The sequence below is a fragment of the uncultured Altibacter sp. genome (assembly GCF_963972995.1).
Classification (GTDB): Bacteria; Bacteroidota; Bacteroidia; order Flavobacteriales; family Flavobacteriaceae; genus Altibacter.
Genome location: NZ_CAXAXI010000011.1, coordinates 57,277 through 73,865 on the forward strand (window position 1 = coordinate 57,277; position 16,589 = coordinate 73,865).

Genomic DNA, 16,589 nt, shown 5'->3' on the forward strand with positions numbered 1-16,589 from the left:
GAGAGTATTTACGTTATTTAGTATTAAAATTAATATTTGTCCTTAAGTCGCTGCAGTGAAATATTCAATTCAAATCCTAGCAGCAATAGATTTGCATTGATCCAAATATATAACATCATTATTAAAAGTGCACCAATGGATCCATACAACTCATTATAATTGGAAAAATTATTAATATAAATTCCAAACAGGTAGGTCGTTAGCATGAACAACAAGGTGGTGATCAACGCTCCTATCGAAAAGAATCGAGATTCTTTCCCTTCCTTGGTTCCGTAGTAATAGAGCGTAGAAATGATTACATATACCATGACTACAAATACGATTAGCTGTAAAGCCGAGATCCAAAAAAGGTCATTCTGTATATATTCATTTCCTTTCAAGCTATTGATAACATATTCACCATACAAGATGACTCCTACCGTAATTAACAACAACAATGCCAAAAAGATAGAGACCACCAACGCAACACTGTACTGCCTAAAGAAGCCTCTGTTCATAGTAACGTGAAACGAATATTCAAATGCACTGAAAATGGCGTTCACTCCATTCGCCGCTAAAAACAGAGATAAAAAGAATACAAAAGAAAGCAGTCCTCCGCCTCGTGGATTCACCGCAATATCTGCAATGGTCGGATAAAAGAACTCGGCTGTTTGCGGTGGTAACAGATCTTCAATAAATATTAGAAAACGGGTTTGAAAGCCTTCGATTGGGACGAGCGGTATTAAGTTCAGTATAAAAAGCAGAAAAGGAAATAAAGCCACAAAAAAGCTATAAGCAATTGATGTAGCACGTGATGAAAAGGTTCCTTTAATGATCCCCGAACCATAAATATCCAAAAGGTGGTACAACGTTAGACCGTGAAAACCGGGAAGTTTAATTTGCTTACTCCTCGCCACCAGTTGATCGATCCTGTGTGTAAACCATGATTTCAATTGTTCGAGTAGCGTGGCTTTTCTTCCGGCTTCGGTGCTCATTGAACTGCTTTTAGGCTTAGGTCCATGTTGTAAACGGAATGTGTCAAAGCACCACTGGAAATGTAATCTACACCACATTCGGCGTATTTTCTCGCAGTTTCTAAAGTGATGCCACCACTGGATTCGGTGAGACAGCGGTCGCCAATCATGGCAACAGCTTTCTTTGTATCTTCATAATTAAAATTATCAATAAGAATACGGTATACACCGTCGTTCTTTAATATCTCTTCAATTTCTGAAAGGTCACGAGCTTCGACAATAATCTTCAAGTTCATACTACTCTCACGTAGGTATTCCTTGGTTTTCTCAATGGCTTTCGTAACACCGCCACAAAAATCAATATGATTATCCTTGAGCATGATCATATCGTACAATGCAAACCGATGGTTCTCGCCACCCCCTATCTTCACCGCCCATTTCTCCAGCGCACGAATCCCTGGAGTGGTTTTTCGGGTATCCAATATCTTCGTGCCTGTCCCTTCCAAAACCTCTACATACTGACGGGTCTTGGTTGCTATGGCACTCATTCGTTGCATGGCGTTTAATACCAAGCGTTCGCTTTTTAAGATGGATTGTGACAAACCCGAAATATAAAAGCAAACATCACCATATTTCACAGGGCTTCCGTCGGTAATTCTAATGTCCAGCTCTAAACCCGGATCTACAAATTCGAAAACCTGACGGGCGAAATCCACACCCGCAATGATCCCATTATCTTTTACCAATAATTTCGCCGTACCTGTTGCATCTTCAGGGATACAAGCAAGAGAACTGTGATCTCCATCGCCTACATCTTCCCGGATGGCATTGGAAATAATGCGATCCACTTCTTTATTGAATTGCTTTTTTGAAATCATAGCGAACCAATTTTTAGCTAAAATAACTTAAAAAGTTTGAAGACCGAAGGGATAGCGGGCAAGACCATTCATTTTATCTTTGTATTTTTAAATTCTGAATGATTTATCCATGAAAATTAGCTTACTTGTTATTGGCAAGACCGACAGTAAACAACTTTCTGCCATGACGGAAGATTACGCAAGGCGCTTGGGATTTTATATTCCTTTTTCCATGGAGGTCATTGCCGATATCAAGAATACGAAGCACCTTTCAGTAGAACAACAAAAACAGGCCGAAGGTGAATTGATCCTCAAACGAATACAAAGCAGTGATACTGTCGTGTTGCTTGACGAAAAAGGCAAAATCCTTTCGTCAGTTGGTTTTTCTGAATTCCTTCAGAAAAAAATGAACAGCGGACTCAAACAATTGATCTTTGTTATTGGAGGTCCCTATGGTTTTTCCGAAGCAGTGTACCAAAGAGCTAATGGCAAACTGTCCCTGTCTGCCATGACCTTCTCCCATCAAATGATACGTTTGTTCTTCGTGGAGCAACTTTACCGCGCTTTTACCATCCTAAAAAACGAGCCCTACCATCATCTATAAGCTATCGCATCCAGATACAATCAATTCCATCAGTTAACATGTGCAGCAACAGACCAACGGCAATGATACGGGTTCGCTTGAAAAAGAGCAACACCAAGTAAACGCCTATCGCCGCATAGGAATGCAAGGGGTGGAAATTGATACTGCAACGGTCTTCAGCAAAAATGGGTGTGGCTAAGAGGTGATCCAAGTCGACCAACATCGTCGCCAGCATGATCGCCCAAGCAAGCTGCCATTGTCGCCTAAAAAAGATCCATGCCAGCAATCCCGGAAACAAGAAGTGCAGACTGTAATGAAGCAGGGTTTGTAGCATTGACAGGGATTTATTATAACTTCATAAGTCGTTTTAACCAACGAAACTTCGAGGATGAATACGGCGGATACTTTAAAGGCAGCTCCAACCAGGTTGGCTTTTTTAAAATGCTTTTATAGTGTGAGAATGCTTCAAATCCGGCTTCGCCATGGTAATTCCCTATGCCACTGTTTCCAACACCACCGAATGGCAAATGCGGATTGCTAATGTGCATCAACGCTTCATTGATTGCACCGCCTCCAAACGACAGTTCTTTTAGGAGCTTCCGCTCTGTCTGCTTATTCCTAGTGAAGATATAACAAGATAAAGGTTTTGGCAAGCTTCGTATCTTGTCAATGGCATGATCCAACTTGTCAAAAACTATTACGGGCAATAGGGGTCCAAAGATCTCTTCCTGCATCACGGCATCTTCAAAAGTGACATTGAACATAAGCGTTGGTTGTATATAACGATTATCCTTATCTGTTTTTCCACCATAGTATATCTTATCTGGATCGAGCAAACCCACGAGACGATCGAAATTTGATTCATTGATGATCTGCACATAATTATCGTTCTCAAATGCATACTTCGCACTCAGAATCTCTTCTTTAGCAAGTTTTAAGAATTCTTCTTCAATTGACTCTTCGATCATTACGTAATCCGGAGCGATACAAGTTTGTCCCGAATTTAGAAATTTTGCCCAAATAAGCCGCTTCACCGTCATTTTTAAATGGGCATCCTTCATAATAATAGCGGGACTCTTGCCGCCCATCTCTAATGTGACAGGTGTAAGATTTTTGGCAGCCGCCTTATAAACGATCTTTCCAACTTTCGTGCTCCCGGTAAAAAAAATCTTATCGAATTTTTGATCCAATAACTCTGTAGTTGCTTCGACTCCCCCTTCTACAACTGTAAAAAAGGCAGGATCGAAATGATCTTTAACCAATGTTGCCATTAAGGAGGACGTGTGTGAAGGCAATTCACTAGGCTTTAACACCACCGTATTTCCTGCAGCAATGGCAGCGATCACGGGCGCAAACGATAGTTGATACGGGTAGTTCCAGGCGCCTATCACCAAACACACCCCTAATGGCTCCGGATACAAGTAGCTGGCAGCAGGGAAATTTGCCAGATTGGTAGCTACGCGTTTCTTGCGAGCCCAATAATGAAGGTTGTTCTTGATGTCCTTGATCTCCTTAAGCAACAAGGCTAATTCTGTGATGTAGTTCTCAATGGGACTTTTTTTAAAATCCTTAAAGATAGCCTCATTAAGCTGCTGTTCATGCGTAGTAAGCACATGTCCCAATTTCTCTAACTGTTCCAGTCGAAAGGAAAGCTCTTTGGTTGAATGGGTGTTGAAGAAAGCACGTTGTCGCGAAATGATCTCTTCCATGGTTTATTGGAGATTTGAATTTCCCTAAAAATACCCTAAAAGAACAACGATTCTGTTAAATAAAATAAAAACTATTTTTTCTTTCGGTTTAACACTTTGTATTCTTCGTAACACTCATTGATAGCATCCAAAATCTGAAGGTCATTCGCCGTGCGGATAAAGTCCTTGGAATAGTTACAATTGTTTAGAATTTCGTCAATGTCTACCTTTTCCAACTGAAGCACCGCCATGAGGGTTTCTCTGTCGAACTTGCTCTGAAGCAAATTACGTATCTCATCGTCTTCCTTCATTTTCCGAAGCTTTCGCATTTGGGTGGGTCGTTTTCCAAACACATTGTAGAGGAAATCGGCTGGATTGAAGATCGCACTCAGTACTTTGTTCACTGCGCCGGGCTGTTGGCTCCCTCCTTCGTAACCGGAACCTACGCCGCTAATGCGGTATCGGTAATTATCGTAAATAGGAATGGTTTTCGCATCTACTTCCACATAACCTGTAAGTTGAATGGGCCGCACCACTACTTCTTCTAAGGCGATCCCCAGTTCGGTCATCTTGATCTTGATGTCCCCAAACTTTAACCAGTCATTGGTAACTCGCACCCTAATGGATTTGAATCCTAAGTAACTAAAATACAAAGTATCGTTCACTACGGCTCGTATCTCAAAATCTCCTTCGGCGTTAGAAGTAGCCCCCACTACACTGTTCAAATTAACAATGTTTACATTCTCCAAAGGTTGATCATTGGCATCATTGAGCACCTTCCCTTTAATTAAAGGAGGCGTAACGATAGACTCTTGAGCGATCGCACCCACGGATGTAAGGAAAAATATAAGTAGAAGGAGGTGTTTCATAGCAAGAAAGCATAAAAGTACACAATATAGACGTGTTTTTCCATCGAAAGTTTCAACGAATCTACTATTTTCGGAAATTATCCTTTACGACGGCGTCTTCCACCGGTACCTGAATTTTGAGGTTTCTCATTCTTCCTCCGGCTTTTACCACTAAATTTGGGTCGATCTCCGCTACTTTCGTTCCCGCGCTTTTTAAAGCCTCCTTTTGATCCGCCCTCACTTTTAAAGCTTCCTCGTTTACCATCACCACGACCGCTTCGGCTTCGGTCGCTGCGACCACGGCCTCCGCCACTTCTTCCTCTTCCGCCGCGATCCTTAGAAACTTCTACCGAAATGTTTCTTCCGTCGAGCTTAAAATCGTTAAAGATACCCAATACCATTTCCTCGTGTTTGGTATCGGTATTAAAGAATGAAAAGCTGTCCTTTACGTCTACTTTATAGACATCGTCCTTTTCCAATCCTAACAGATCCCGTAAAAAATCTTTCAGTGTCATCCAATCGAAGTCATCCTTGGCGCCAATATTTATAAAATAGCGCGTAGAATCCTTGGAATCACTGTCATCATGATCCTTTCCGCTGCCACCCGGCGCATTGAGATCCTTGGCATTTTTGTAATAATTATAAAAACGAGTAAATTCAACCGAGAACACCTTCTTAATAAGTTCTTCCTTACTGAAATCGGACAACACTTCGTTAATATTGGGCAGATACATGTCGATCTCATGATTGATCGCAGTATTCTTGATACTGTTTGCTAGGTGGAATAACTGGACTTCGCAGATCTCCATGCCACCCGGAATATCCTTCTTTTCGAATTTTTTCTGAATGATCTTCTCAATAGCCCCGATCTTTCGTACTTCACTCTTAGAAACAATCACCATGGAAACCCCACTCTTACCGGCACGACCTGTTCGACCACTTCGGTGTGTGTATGTTTCGATCTCATCCGGAAGCTGATAATTGATCACATGTGTAATATCATCTACATCGATTCCTCGAGCTGCCACATCGGTTGCTACTAACATTTGGATCTGCCTGTTTCTGAAGGATTTCATGACCAGATCCCGCTGATTCTGACTCAAGTCACCGTGCAAAGCTGCGGCATTGTAGCCATCGGTGATAAGTTGTTCTGCTACTTTTTGAGTATCGCGCTTTGTTCTGCAAAAAATCACCGAAAATATATCGGGATTGGCGTCACAAAGTCGTTTTAGAGCAGCATATCGATCCCGTGTATTTACCAGATAGTACTCATGAGAAACGGCTTCCGTACTCACATTTTTCGATCCGACCGTGATTTCGACAGGCGTATGCATAAATTTTTTCGCAATAGAAGCAACCTCCTTTGGCATGGTAGCACTAAACAACCAAGTACTCTTGTCTTCGGGGGAATGAGAAAGGATTTCGGTAATGTCTTCATAGAAGCCCATGTTCAGCATTTCATCGGCCTCATCCAAAACACAGTATTCGATCTTTGAGATATCGATCATTCTTCGGCCGATCATATCCTTCATCCTACCGGGCGTTGCCACAATAACCTGCGCTCCTTTTTTAATCTGTTTGGCTTGTTCTGTAATGCTTGCACCACCATAGACCGCAACAACGTTAAGCCCTTTTAGATACTTTCCGTAGTTATTCAACTCATTCGTGATCTGAAGGCACAGCTCGCGTGTTGGAGAAAGGATCAACCCTTGGGTCGTCCTGCTTTCGGCATTGATCTTCTGAAGCATCGGAAAACCAAATGCGGCGGTCTTTCCGGTACCGGTTTGTGCTAAAGAAACAAGATCGGTCTCTTTGCTTAAAAGTATTGGAATTGTTTTTTCTTGTACTTCCGAAGGGGATTCAAAACCCAGATCGGTAATGGCCTGAAGCAATTGCTCGTTAAGGCCTAACGATTTAAATGTAGACATAGTGAATTTTAAGTGTTTATTTGTACTTACTGAAGCGGACTCGACAAATAAACCTTATCACTTCCTGCAGTACTGCCTCACCCTGAGGCTTACCTAGAACCCCGATTATCGCACGGTGAACGAGGGCGCAAAGATACTCTTTAATTTGGTATCTCAATTTGCATTATGAGTTTTTTATGAATGCTATAGCTATGTGTACCCAAAAGGGTTCCCTTTGTGAGATTTATTTATATTTATCGTGCTTAATAATCTAATTTGTCACAACCTTACTACATGAAAAATCTATTCTTTCTAATTTTCTCTGTATTTCTTTTTTCCATTCCAAGCGTGGGTCAGCAATTTGAGGTGGGTCCAATGGTAAACTACGACCGTACCTCATTCAATGTGCCGGATAGTTCCTTTATTGTGATAGGCGGACCGGGAGGTGGATCCGAAGGATCGCGAACTACGGGTTTTGAAACGAATTTTAGTTTGGGTGCATACGGCACCTATTATTTCCACGAGCATTTTGGCCTTGCTGCCGAAATATACTATACTGAAACTTCTGCCACCGAATTCCAAGACAATGTCTTTAAATCCCTGAATATCATTCCCTACATTACAGCCGAACTATGGAACACCAATATATACTTGAATTTAGGAGGCGGTTTCGCTTATATGCTCGATACCCCGGAGTTTGAAGGAGACTTTAGTGTAACAGACGAAGCTATACGAACATTCGATATTCCCATAAAAATGGCTGTTAATTACCGTATTACAGATATCATTACGATCGATGTGGGAATTCATACCTCAGCCACGCGTGTGGTAAAAGACGAAATTACAAGGGTTCATCACTATTTGGGGATCAAAGTTCCCCTCAATCGAATTTTGTCGAAGGGCTAATCTATTCTGAAAGATACTCGATCAATTGTCGCATCGCTTTCCCGCGATGTCCTATCTCACTTTTTTCGACAAGGCTCATCTCTGCAAAAGTTTGAGAGGATTCCTTTGGCAGGAAAATAGGATCGTAACCAAATCCTTTATCGCCTCGGGGGGCTGTAACGATCTCTCCTTCACAAATACCTGTAAACAATGTATTCGCTCCTTTAAGGGTAAGTGCGATAGCTGTTTTAAAACGAGCAGAACGATCGGATTTGTCTTTCAAATTATCGAGCAATTTCTGCATGTTCGCATCGGCGTCGTTTTCCGGACCGGCATAGCGTGCGCTGTACACTCCGGGTTCGTTATTAAGAGCGGCCACTTCTAGACCCGTATCGTCTGCAAAACAATCATATCCATAGCGATCACGCACATAATTTGCTTTTAAGGCGGCATTTCCTTCTATGGTGGCAGCTGTTTCCGGAATATCTTCCAAACAACCAATGTCAGTGAGGCTTAGTAGCTCTAAATAACTCGGCAATAACGCCTTTACTTCTATAAACTTATTTTTATTGTGCGTGGCAAATACGAGCTGCATGAATAATTGGCAATTGGTGAATGATGGGTGATTTTAGTCGCTAATGCGTATGGGAATCTGGGACACAGCCCGATACGATCATCAGGTTACTTTTGTGAATGTAAAGCAACGCGGTTACCTTCAGAGTCTATAAAAGCGGCCATGTACCCATGTTCTTCAGAGATTTGTGTCTTCTCTTGGTAGATCTTACCGCCGGCGGCCTCCACCCTATCCAATTCCTTTTGTACATCGGTACTAAAAAAATAGACCAAGGGCCCTTCGGTACTAGGGATGTAGCTTTCCTGCTTAACGAGGGTTCCGGCTGCACCGCGGGCGTCTTTGTCAAAAGGAAACCAACCCATCTCAAATCCGTCAAAATTTACCAATTCAATATCGATCTTAAAGACAGCTTCATAAAATTTTTGAGCCCGTGCCATATCACTGACCGGTATCTCGATCCAAGCAAACATATTATGTTCCATAGTGTTACAGATTATTTTTTTCTAGTTCAATTTTTAAGGAAGTTAATCCTTCTTCAAAGTCCTTCCCCACAGCTTTATCCATATTGAAGAACAACATCATAATATTCATGGGTGGTTTGTTCTCTCCGTTAAATCCCCAGATCACTTCGGTTTCATTAGGGCTGATCTCACGTACCAGCAGATAACCGTTGCTAACCGATTTCCATGGTTTTAAGAACCTTATTTCTGTCCCAACCCGCTCGTTCTCAATAAGGGTCATGATCTCTTGCTCCCCGGAACCTACTTGCTTGTGGTCACTTTCCCATTTTGAAACAAATCCTACCGTACCATCGGTCCCGGTGAATGTTTGTTTCATGTTCGGGTCGCGTTTCTTCCATGGAGACCAATGATCCTGATTTTTTACGAATTTTAAGTAATTATAGACCTCCGTAAGCGGTCTTTTAACAATAATGCTGCGTTGCACATCGTACTTTTTAGGGGCTGCCAAAGCTAACACAATTAGCAAGGCAATGATTCCGAGTAAAATGTAGAGAAAAATCATAGTGAGGAGTTTTTGGTTGTTGGAATAAATTTACAACTTTTTATCATTGTAAAAACGCTCAATGATCTCTGCAGAACTTTTTATGGTGCGTTGGGTCCATTCCATCTCAATTGCTAGTTTTTCTGCTTCGGAAAGTGCCCAATCCACTTTTTCAATACGCATGCGGGTAACGACCTCTTGCAGAATGATGGCTGCGGAGACCGAAATATTCAAACTTTCGGTAAAACCGTACATAGGGATCTTTAAAAATCCGTCCGCCTGTTGAAGTACCGTATTACTTAGTCCGTCACTTTCTTTTCCGAAGAAAAAAGCACTTTTTTTTGCCACATCGAAATCATGCAACAACATCGCATCTGTATGGGGTGTTGTTGCGATAATTTGATATCCCTTGCCCCGAAGCGTTTTAATGCATTCATCAATGCCGTTGTACCGGTGCAGACTTACCCATTTCTGTGCGCCCATGGCGATCTCCCTGTCGATACGCTTTCCCAAACGTTCCTCCACCACATGCAGGTCCTGGATGCCAAAGACATCACAGGTGCGCATCACGGCACTGGTATTGTGCAGCTGATATACATCTTCGGTAACCACCGTAAAATGACGGGTACGCCGGGAAAGTACTTCTGCGAACAACTGCTTCCTGCGGTCGGTTAATAAGGATTGTAAATATTCAAATAGTTCGAGGTCCAACACTACGAGATTTTTGCTAAGATAACAGTATTTTTTTCTTCCGAACAGGTTTGTTTGAAGTGGCTAAATATAAGTTCGGTTTAGATATTTAGAATTAAGATTTGTGATTTGTTATTTATGAGGATGGATCCGTTTTTTCTTTCATTTCCTTATAAAATCATACCTTAGTACTATCAATTAAAGCTAACATATCTTGAAAATTGCAGTGCTAACAGGAGCAGGAGTAAGTGCCGAAAGCGGCTTAAAGACCTTTCGTGACAGTAACGGGTTGTGGGAAGGACACGATGTCATGGAGGTTGCTTCTCCACAAGGATTTTATAATAATCCTGCATTGGTCCTCGATTTTTACAACCAACGGCGCAAACAATTACTAGAAGTAGCTCCCAATCCCGCACATTATGCCTTGGCCGAATTGGAAAAAGATCACGAGGTCACAATCATTACCCAAAACGTAGATGATCTTCATGAACGTGCGGGCAGCAGCAATGTTATCCATTTGCATGGAGAGTTATTGAAAGCGCGTAGTACTTTCGACGACGACCTTATTCTCGATTGGCAAAAGGACCTCAACATAGGTGATTTTTGTGAGCACAACCACCAGTTGCGTCCACATATTGTATGGTTTGGAGAGGAGGTCCCGTTAATGGACGTTGCGATGGAGGTAGTAGCCAGCGCTGAAGTTCTTATTATAGTGGGTACTTCCATGCAGGTATATCCAGCTGCCGGGTTGATCGAGTACGCCTCTTACAGCACTTCCGTTTATTTTGTAGATCCAAATCCATCCATAAGGTCTTCCGCGCGGGTTAAAGTATATGCCGAAAAGGCCACCACCGGTGTTCCTAAAGTGGTCGCTGCACTAAATTCGTAAAATGGCTTCAGAAAGTCTTCGGCAAAAATTAACAACACTCAAGGCCTATCGGCAAACTCGATTGGACGTGGCCCAGTATGTCCTTAGGAACCCCCACACCTTTCCCGAACTCTTGGAGTATTGCTTTCATTTTGATTCTGAAATTTCCTATCGCGCTTGTTGGGTGTTGGAGTTTGTATGTTTGGAACAACGGAAGCTGTTGGCCTCACATCTCGATCTGTTCTTTACTCAGCTCCCCAAGGTATATAAAGATCAAGCGTTACGGCCCTTGGCGAAATTATGTGAACACATCACGGAGGCCTGTTACAAGGATAAAGACCCGTTGTGGATCGATGCATTTACTTCGCAGCACAAAGAGCAAATGATTGAATGTTGTTTTGATTGGTTGCTGGGTGAGGAGAAAGTTGCCTGTAAAGTATACGCGATGTCTGCCTTATATTATTTAGGCAATGAATTCAATTGGATTCATCCCGAATTACATCGAATCCTTACCGAAACCATGCACGCCCATAGTGCCGCATATCGTGCCCGAGGAAGACACATCCTGAAAAAATTGCAGACACTTCCACGCGAGTAAACCGGTTAAAAATTTGATAGTAGTACGGGCTAACTGTTGATACTTCCGTATCTTTGCACCTTCAAATTCACGATTATGATTTCCAATGCTTTACAAGCCATTTCACCAATAGACGGCAGATACGCGTCTAAGACAGCTGCTTTGGTGCCTTTTTTTTCTGAAGAAGCCTTAATAAGGTACCGGGTGCAGATTGAAGTAGAATATTTTATTGCCCTTGTAGAGCTTCCGCTACCTCAGTTATCTGATTTTAACAAATCCCTTTTTTCAGACCTACGTGAATTGTACACGTCTTTTTCGGTGCAGGATGCGGCCCATATTAAAGAAACCGAAAAGATCACCAATCACGACGTGAAAGCGGTAGAATATTATATTAAAGAAAAATTTGATGCATTAGGGCTTCAGAAATACAAAGAATTTATCCATTTTGGCCTTACATCTCAGGATATCAATAACACGGCTATACCCTTGTCGCTGAAGGATGCCATGAACGCCGTGTACGTCCCGAAACTTTTTGCAGTAAAGGATAAGCTTAAGGAATTGGCTTCAGAATGGGCAGCTATTCCCATGTTAGCACGTACGCATGGTCAACCCGCCTCTCCCACGCGTTTGGGTAAGGAAATTGAGGTTTTTGTAGTGCGTCTTGAAGAACAATTCGACCTCTTGAACGATGTTAAAAGTGCCGCTAAATTTGGAGGTGCAACCGGAAACTTCAACGCACACAAGGTGGCGTACCCCACGATCGATTGGAAGGCATTCGGCACCGAATTTGTACAGGACCGTTTGGGACTTCACCATTCGTTCCCTACGACTCAAATTGAGCATTACGATCACATGGCAGCCCTGTTCGATTGCTTAAAACGTATCAATACCATACTCATCGACCTGGATCGGGATATTTGGCAATACGTCGCTATGGATTACTTTAAACAAAAGATAAAAAAAGGGGAAGTAGGTTCTTCTGCAATGCCGCATAAAGTCAATCCTATTGATTTTGAAAATAGTGAAGGTAATTTGGGAATTGCCAATGCGCTCTTTGAGCACTTGTCTTCAAAACTCCCAATTAGCAGGTTGCAACGAGATCTTACAGATAGTACGGTGTTACGTAACATTGGAGTTCCTATGGGGCATACGCTAGTTGCATTTCAATCGACATTAAAGGGGTTGAACAAACTTCTTTTAAACGAGGAAAAATTTGCAGAAGATCTGGAAAACAATTGGGCAGTGGTAGCAGAAGCCATCCAGACCATCCTAAGACGTGAAGGCTATCCTAATCCGTATGAGGTATTAAAAGGTCTTACGCGAACCAACGAACGGATCAATCAAACCTCAATTGCCAACTTCATTGCGTCGTTGGAGATTCCGGAGGCCGTAAAAAAAGAAATGCAAGCGATCACTCCGGGAAATTACACCGGGATATAAATAAAAAAGGCTTCATCAAGAAGCCTTTTTTTTATTACGATATCGTCTCATTACATAGCACTACTATCGGTTTTTGTTTCAAACAATTCGCCAATTGTTTTCAATTGTGAGGCGTCAATATCGCCCCGTTCTATGGAATTCATGAGTTTAAGCATGCTATCGGGTCTCATGTTATCACCCAAGAGTCGAAACACGGCAAACCCGCGTTCGTTGTCGCTTGCAAAAACGATCAATTCGTCTATAGCATCTTCTTCGCCAAGGTATTTCAGTGTTGCTCCTTGATTATTAGACCCCATCTTCATGAGCGTTTTATATTTTTCCTGCCCTAGGATGTCCTTTAATTTTGCTTTTTCAGCTTCATATTCGGCCACATTGCCACTCTGTATCGGGTAGGCAACAACGTTTATCTTCTTAACGGTGTTGAGGATCTCTTTTTCTTCTTCAGTAAAACTTGCGTCCTCACTTTGTAATAAACTGGTGGCCAGATCGATCTTTACAAACTTATCGTCATCTTGCTTGTCCACTAAGTAGCGTTGCAAGGAAGTGCCGTCGTCGCAACCGGTTAAAGCCAAAATTGCGAGTGTGAGTGCTGTTATGTATTTTAAAAGTACCATACTTATGATTTTTTCTTATCAATGTTTTTAAGTTCTTCGCTTCCGGGAACTTTAAGGTCTTGTGTAAGTTTAGATATCTTCTTGAGGTCGATATTTCCCGTAATGCTCATGATTACTGTCATTTTCTTTCCATCCACTTCCCCGTCAAGGTGCATGAGTAGTTCGCTCACAAAATTTTCATTCTTTCCTTCTTTGGAATAGAACTTTATATTCTTTCCGTCGTCCTTTACGCGCATCAATTCACTTAAGCCTTTCGACTTCCCGATGTAATTGGCGACTGCGGTATTCATTTTCTGTGCTACTGCAGGATTTTCGGTGGTGTACACCTTGATATTATCGAGGTTATTGACCAATTCCATATATTCTTTTACTTCGGGATCGTTCGATTCCAGATCGATCTTACTAAGAAGTTTGAACATATTCTTGGTCACTACTACCGAAGTGACGTCCTTCTCATCTTCAAATGAGTCGAAGGTTTGGGCATTCGATACCAGAGGGGCGAATGCCAGGACTACTAAAATTGCTAACTTTTTCATGTGCTTGGTGTTTATAGATTATTTTAAGATTTTGTTTTTGGATTCTGAAAATTCATTAATGTGTTTCATGGTGGCGGTTCCTTTGGTGAACTCGTTCAAGTATCCCAATTCTTCTGCTCCTTTATTAAAATTGGCAGATAGTAATAACATCGCTTCTCGCGTCTGTTCTAAGGCTGCCAATGCCTCGCGTTCTTCACTGGTTAATTCGGGCTGAGACAAAAAGAGACTTCCTATCGTCAATCCTACAACCAACAATGCGGCAATACCATACCACCATTTGGAATTCGAACCTGTTTCCGTTGGCAACGAGAATTCGCTTTGGGAAACTTCTTGTCGTGCTTGCTGCAACCCTGTGAACAACGGTTTATATACTACCAAATGTTCTGCTACTTCCCCTCCCGAAAAATAGTTTCGGAGCGCTTGCTCGTCGGCTAAAGTGGTCGTTCCTTCAAAATAAGAATCTAGTAGCCGTTCTATGTTAATTAATTCCATAGTTATATTGTTTTATTAATGCTTCCCGCACTGTTTTACGGGCCCGTGACAATGCCACACGGATGGCTGTTTCATTACTATTTAAAATTTCTGCGATCTCAGCAAATTCAAATTGCTCTACATCTCGCAATTGCAGGATCATCTTTTGCTGCTCCGGCAAAGTTTCCATGATGCTAAACACCAATGAAACCCCGTCTTCTACTTCTATTTTCTTTTCGAGATTCTCATGATTCTGATAGTTACTGTGAACGATCTTCATATTCCCTGCCTGTTTCGACTTCAATCGGTCGAGACAATAGTTCTTTGTCATTGTCATGGCAAAAGCTTCAGGATTCTTGTAATTTTTCATCTGTTGCTTTCCCTTCCATAATTTCAAAAAAACCTCCTGTACTGCATCTTCTGCTTCATCTCCGGATACAAGGAGTCGTTTGGCGAGCCTGTACAGCTTATCCTTAAAAGGCATGACGGTTGTTAAAAACTCCTTTTGTTTCATGGTTTGGTTGGTTAGAACTCCTGCAGTTTCAGCTTCAAAAAGCAGGTGGATCTATCATTACGACGAGTCACTTACAATTTTGTTACAATTTAGTTGATGTTTCACAATAATGTATCTATTTTAGGGGTTTACAAGAGATATCCCATATTATTTTTATGAAAAAGACATTCCTTCTTCTGTTACTTTGCATTTCAATAACCTTTACTTCCTGCTTCGAGGATCGGGATGATAATGAACAGATATCTTCCACGCTCGATATTCAGAATTTTATTTACCGAGGACTAAACTTTTTTTATCTCTACAAAGCCGACACTCCTGAATTGGCGAACGATGCCTTTGGAAATACGGAAGAATTGAATGCTTTTTTGAGTTCTTTCGACTCCCCGGAATCACTTTTCGAATTTCTGAAGTCTCCTCAGGATCGTTTCAGCTTACTGGTAGATGACTATATTGCGCTGGAAAATGCACTGAACGGCATTACCCTTAACAACGGGATGGAATACGGTTTGGTCTTTTACCCGGACGGAAGCGGCAATGTATTTGGCTATGTTCGGTATGTGCTTCCCAATACAAGTGCTGCAAACGCAGGATTAGAACGAGGCATCATCTTCAACACGGTAGACGGCCAACAACTTACTGAATCAAATTTCAACACCTTGTTAAGCCCGGTATCCTATACCATCGGATTGGCAGATTTCGACGGTCAAAATATTATCCCCACAGGCATTAGTGTATCCCTTACCAAAGCGGAAGTTACCGAAAATCCTATCCATATAGCTACGACCCTAAATGTTAACGGACAAAAGATAGGGTACCTTATGTACAATGCATTTACCGGTTCCTTCGATTCGCAATTGAATGCTGCCTTCGCGCAATTTCAAGCTGAAGGTGTAACCGATCTGGTGCTCGATCTACGGTATAATGGAGGTGGTTCAGTTCGGACGGCTACAGACCTATCCGGAATGATTACGGGACAATTCGCCGGCGAATTATTCTATACCGAACAATGGAACGAAGATCGTCAGGCAGAATATGCCCAGAACGGAGTCTTTACTACCAGCTTACGCTCGGGTGAACCATTAAATAGTTTAAATCTCACCAATCTTTACGTGCTCACTACGAACCGAACTGCTTCGGCCAGTGAGCTGGTGATAAACGGATTGACACCCTACATCAATGTTGTACAGGTAGGCGGCGCGACCACCGGCAAATTTCAAGCCTCTTTCTTGTTGTACGATGCTCCTGCCCCCGATTTTAGCAGAAGCCAAGCCAATCCGGGTCATACGTACGCCATGTTACCGCTTGTCTTCAAAACCGCAAATGCCAATGGCACCACCGATTACATTGATGGTTTGATGCCCGACATACAATTAACCGAAGACTACAGCAATTTAGGAACTTTAGGGAACGTGAACGAACCCTTATTGGCCGCGGCACTAAATGCCATTACAGGAACACCTGTTCCGATGCGCACACCCTTTATACCCTTGGATGAACTATCGGAGAGCAAAGCGTTCTCACCGGTGCATCAAATTATGATTGCAGAAAAAGAATAGCAGCTGTTTTTACGGTAAGCCCTTCA

General features: G+C 42.1%; 20 protein-coding genes. 6 read left to right on the top strand and 14 right to left on the bottom strand.

From position 1 onward, the window contains the following. Positions 1-29 precede the first annotated feature (29 nt). Entirely contained in the window at positions 30-974 is a 945-nt protein-coding gene (locus AACZ11_RS06535; RefSeq protein ID WP_290624952.1) for a YihY/virulence factor BrkB family protein, read from the bottom strand. Further along, positions 971-1,831: a carboxylating nicotinate-nucleotide diphosphorylase gene (gene nadC / locus AACZ11_RS06540; protein WP_290624953.1), complete on the bottom strand. Its 861-nt coding sequence runs from the start codon at positions 1,829-1,831 to the stop codon at positions 971-973. The genes AACZ11_RS06535 and nadC overlap by 4 nt, the downstream gene beginning before the upstream one ends. Before the next feature lie 109 nt (positions 1,832-1,940). On the opposite strand from nadC, the gene rlmH reads away from it, so the two are divergent. Further along, positions 1,941-2,414, top strand: coding sequence for a 23S rRNA (pseudouridine(1915)-N(3))-methyltransferase RlmH (rlmH, locus tag AACZ11_RS06545; protein ID WP_290624954.1), 474 nt, complete (start codon positions 1,941-1,943; stop codon positions 2,412-2,414). Position 2,415: 1 nt separating this feature from the next. Here the strand turns inward: rlmH and AACZ11_RS06550 are convergent, their stop codons facing one another. The 4 genes from AACZ11_RS06550 to AACZ11_RS06565 form a co-directional block, all read right to left on the bottom strand. Further along, the gene (locus tag AACZ11_RS06550) at positions 2,416-2,727 is read right to left on the bottom strand and encodes a DUF6122 family protein (RefSeq protein ID WP_290624955.1); all 312 of its coding nucleotides are present in this window, start codon (positions 2,725-2,727) and stop codon (positions 2,416-2,418) included. 13 nt (positions 2,728-2,740) lie between these two features. Beyond that, positions 2,741-4,102 carry an aldehyde dehydrogenase gene (locus AACZ11_RS06555; RefSeq protein ID WP_290624956.1) on the bottom strand — a complete coding sequence of 454 codons (1,362 nt, stop codon included), beginning with the start codon at positions 4,100-4,102 and terminating at the stop codon, positions 2,741-2,743. A 71-nt stretch (positions 4,103-4,173) separates the two neighbouring features. Then, on the bottom strand, positions 4,174-4,950 hold the full coding sequence (locus AACZ11_RS06560; protein ID WP_290624957.1) for a carboxypeptidase-like regulatory domain-containing protein: 777 nt from the start codon (positions 4,948-4,950) through the stop codon (positions 4,174-4,176). Positions 4,951-5,027: 77 nt separating this feature from the next. After that, complete coding sequence (locus AACZ11_RS06565) at positions 5,028-6,857, bottom strand: DEAD/DEAH box helicase (RefSeq protein ID WP_290624958.1); 1,830 nt, start codon at positions 6,855-6,857, stop codon at positions 5,028-5,030. A gap of 273 nt (positions 6,858-7,130) precedes the next feature. On the opposite strand from AACZ11_RS06565, the gene AACZ11_RS06570 reads away from it, so the two are divergent. After that, a complete protein-coding gene (locus AACZ11_RS06570; RefSeq protein ID WP_290624959.1) occupies positions 7,131-7,742 on the top strand; it encodes a hypothetical protein in 612 nt (203 codons plus the stop codon). A 1-nt stretch (position 7,743) separates the two neighbouring features. On the opposite strand, the gene AACZ11_RS06575 is transcribed toward AACZ11_RS06570, so the two are convergent. The 4 genes from AACZ11_RS06575 to AACZ11_RS06590 all read right to left on the bottom strand — a co-directional run bounded on the left by AACZ11_RS06575 (position 7,744) and on the right by AACZ11_RS06590 (position 10,011). Next, positions 7,744-8,316 carry a non-canonical purine NTP diphosphatase gene (locus tag AACZ11_RS06575; protein ID WP_290624960.1) on the bottom strand — a complete coding sequence of 191 codons (573 nt, stop codon included), beginning with the start codon at positions 8,314-8,316 and terminating at the stop codon, positions 7,744-7,746. 86 nt (positions 8,317-8,402) lie between these two features. Beyond that, on the bottom strand, positions 8,403-8,777 hold the full coding sequence (locus tag AACZ11_RS06580; RefSeq protein WP_290624961.1) for a VOC family protein: 375 nt from the start codon (positions 8,775-8,777) through the stop codon (positions 8,403-8,405). Between the two features lie 4 nt (positions 8,778-8,781). Further along, on the bottom strand, positions 8,782-9,318 hold the full coding sequence (locus AACZ11_RS06585) for an SRPBCC family protein (protein ID WP_339831884.1): 537 nt from the start codon (positions 9,316-9,318) through the stop codon (positions 8,782-8,784). Between the two features lie 30 nt (positions 9,319-9,348). After that, positions 9,349-10,011 carry an RNA methyltransferase gene (locus tag AACZ11_RS06590; RefSeq protein WP_290625900.1) on the bottom strand — a complete coding sequence of 221 codons (663 nt, stop codon included), beginning with the start codon at positions 10,009-10,011 and terminating at the stop codon, positions 9,349-9,351. Between the two features lie 187 nt (positions 10,012-10,198). On the opposite strand from AACZ11_RS06590, the gene AACZ11_RS06595 reads away from it, so the two are divergent. The 3 genes from AACZ11_RS06595 (at position 10,199) to purB (ending at position 12,872) form a co-directional block, all read left to right on the top strand. Then, positions 10,199-10,876, top strand: a complete 678-nt coding sequence (locus AACZ11_RS06595; RefSeq protein WP_290625926.1) for an NAD-dependent deacylase — start codon at positions 10,199-10,201, stop codon at positions 10,874-10,876. Between the two features lies 1 nt (position 10,877). Then, positions 10,878-11,453: an adenylosuccinate lyase gene (locus tag AACZ11_RS06600; RefSeq protein ID WP_290625901.1), complete on the top strand. Its 576-nt coding sequence runs from the start codon at positions 10,878-10,880 to the stop codon at positions 11,451-11,453. A gap of 75 nt (positions 11,454-11,528) precedes the next feature. Continuing rightward, positions 11,529-12,872: an adenylosuccinate lyase gene (purB, locus tag AACZ11_RS06605; protein WP_290625902.1), complete on the top strand. Its 1,344-nt coding sequence runs from the start codon at positions 11,529-11,531 to the stop codon at positions 12,870-12,872. A 50-nt stretch (positions 12,873-12,922) separates the two neighbouring features. Here the strand turns inward: purB and AACZ11_RS06610 are convergent, their stop codons facing one another. The 4 genes from AACZ11_RS06610 to AACZ11_RS06625 are packed head-to-tail and all read right to left on the bottom strand — an operon-like array spanning position 12,923 to position 15,007. Further along, the gene (locus AACZ11_RS06610; RefSeq protein WP_290625903.1) at positions 12,923-13,486 is read right to left on the bottom strand and encodes a DUF4252 domain-containing protein; all 564 of its coding nucleotides are present in this window, start codon (positions 13,484-13,486) and stop codon (positions 12,923-12,925) included. 2 nt (positions 13,487-13,488) lie between these two features. Next, the gene (locus AACZ11_RS06615) at positions 13,489-14,022 is read right to left on the bottom strand and encodes a DUF4252 domain-containing protein (protein ID WP_290625904.1); all 534 of its coding nucleotides are present in this window, start codon (positions 14,020-14,022) and stop codon (positions 13,489-13,491) included. Positions 14,023-14,040: 18 nt separating this feature from the next. Further along, positions 14,041-14,514, bottom strand: a complete 474-nt coding sequence (locus tag AACZ11_RS06620; protein ID WP_290625905.1) for a hypothetical protein — start codon at positions 14,512-14,514, stop codon at positions 14,041-14,043. Beyond that, positions 14,501-15,007, bottom strand: coding sequence for an RNA polymerase sigma factor (locus AACZ11_RS06625; protein WP_290625906.1), 507 nt, complete (start codon positions 15,005-15,007; stop codon positions 14,501-14,503). Before AACZ11_RS06625 ends, AACZ11_RS06620 begins: the two co-directional genes overlap by 14 nt. A 155-nt stretch (positions 15,008-15,162) precedes the next feature. Between AACZ11_RS06625 and AACZ11_RS06630 the strand changes: the two genes are divergently transcribed. Continuing rightward, on the top strand, positions 15,163-16,563 hold the full coding sequence (locus AACZ11_RS06630; RefSeq protein WP_290625907.1) for a S41 family peptidase: 1,401 nt from the start codon (positions 15,163-15,165) through the stop codon (positions 16,561-16,563). Positions 16,564-16,589: the final 26 nt, after the last annotated feature.

Excerpts from the sequence above, each read along its gene's own strand:
- AACZ11_RS06535 (WP_290624952.1), bottom strand. The coding sequence starts at position 974 with ATGAGCACCGAAGCCGGAAGAAAAGCCACGCTACTCGAACAATTGAAA.
- nadC (WP_290624953.1), bottom strand. The coding sequence starts at position 1,831 with ATGATTTCAAAAAAGCAATTCAATAAAGAAGTGGATCGCATTATTTCC.
- rlmH (WP_290624954.1), top strand. The coding sequence starts at position 1,941 with ATGAAAATTAGCTTACTTGTTATTGGCAAGACCGACAGTAAACAACTT.
- AACZ11_RS06550 (WP_290624955.1), bottom strand. The coding sequence starts at position 2,727 with ATGCTACAAACCCTGCTTCATTACAGTCTGCACTTCTTGTTTCCGGGA.
- AACZ11_RS06555 (WP_290624956.1), bottom strand. The coding sequence starts at position 4,102 with ATGGAAGAGATCATTTCGCGACAACGTGCTTTCTTCAACACCCATTCA.
- AACZ11_RS06560 (WP_290624957.1), bottom strand. The coding sequence starts at position 4,950 with ATGAAACACCTCCTTCTACTTATATTTTTCCTTACATCCGTGGGTGCG.
- AACZ11_RS06565 (WP_290624958.1), bottom strand. The coding sequence starts at position 6,857 with ATGTCTACATTTAAATCGTTAGGCCTTAACGAGCAATTGCTTCAGGCC.
- AACZ11_RS06570 (WP_290624959.1), top strand. The coding sequence starts at position 7,131 with ATGAAAAATCTATTCTTTCTAATTTTCTCTGTATTTCTTTTTTCCATT.
- AACZ11_RS06575 (WP_290624960.1), bottom strand. The coding sequence starts at position 8,316 with ATGCAGCTCGTATTTGCCACGCACAATAAAAATAAGTTTATAGAAGTA.
- AACZ11_RS06580 (WP_290624961.1), bottom strand. The coding sequence starts at position 8,777 with ATGGAACATAATATGTTTGCTTGGATCGAGATACCGGTCAGTGATATG.
- AACZ11_RS06585 (WP_339831884.1), bottom strand. The coding sequence starts at position 9,318 with ATGATTTTTCTCTACATTTTACTCGGAATCATTGCCTTGCTAATTGTG.
- AACZ11_RS06600 (WP_290625901.1), top strand. The coding sequence starts at position 10,878 with ATGGCTTCAGAAAGTCTTCGGCAAAAATTAACAACACTCAAGGCCTAT.
- purB (WP_290625902.1), top strand. The coding sequence starts at position 11,529 with ATGATTTCCAATGCTTTACAAGCCATTTCACCAATAGACGGCAGATAC.
- AACZ11_RS06610 (WP_290625903.1), bottom strand. The coding sequence starts at position 13,486 with ATGGTACTTTTAAAATACATAACAGCACTCACACTCGCAATTTTGGCT.
- AACZ11_RS06615 (WP_290625904.1), bottom strand. The coding sequence starts at position 14,022 with ATGAAAAAGTTAGCAATTTTAGTAGTCCTGGCATTCGCCCCTCTGGTA.
- AACZ11_RS06620 (WP_290625905.1), bottom strand. The coding sequence starts at position 14,514 with ATGGAATTAATTAACATAGAACGGCTACTAGATTCTTATTTTGAAGGA.
- AACZ11_RS06625 (WP_290625906.1), bottom strand. The coding sequence starts at position 15,007 with ATGAAACAAAAGGAGTTTTTAACAACCGTCATGCCTTTTAAGGATAAG.
- AACZ11_RS06630 (WP_290625907.1), top strand. The coding sequence starts at position 15,163 with ATGAAAAAGACATTCCTTCTTCTGTTACTTTGCATTTCAATAACCTTT.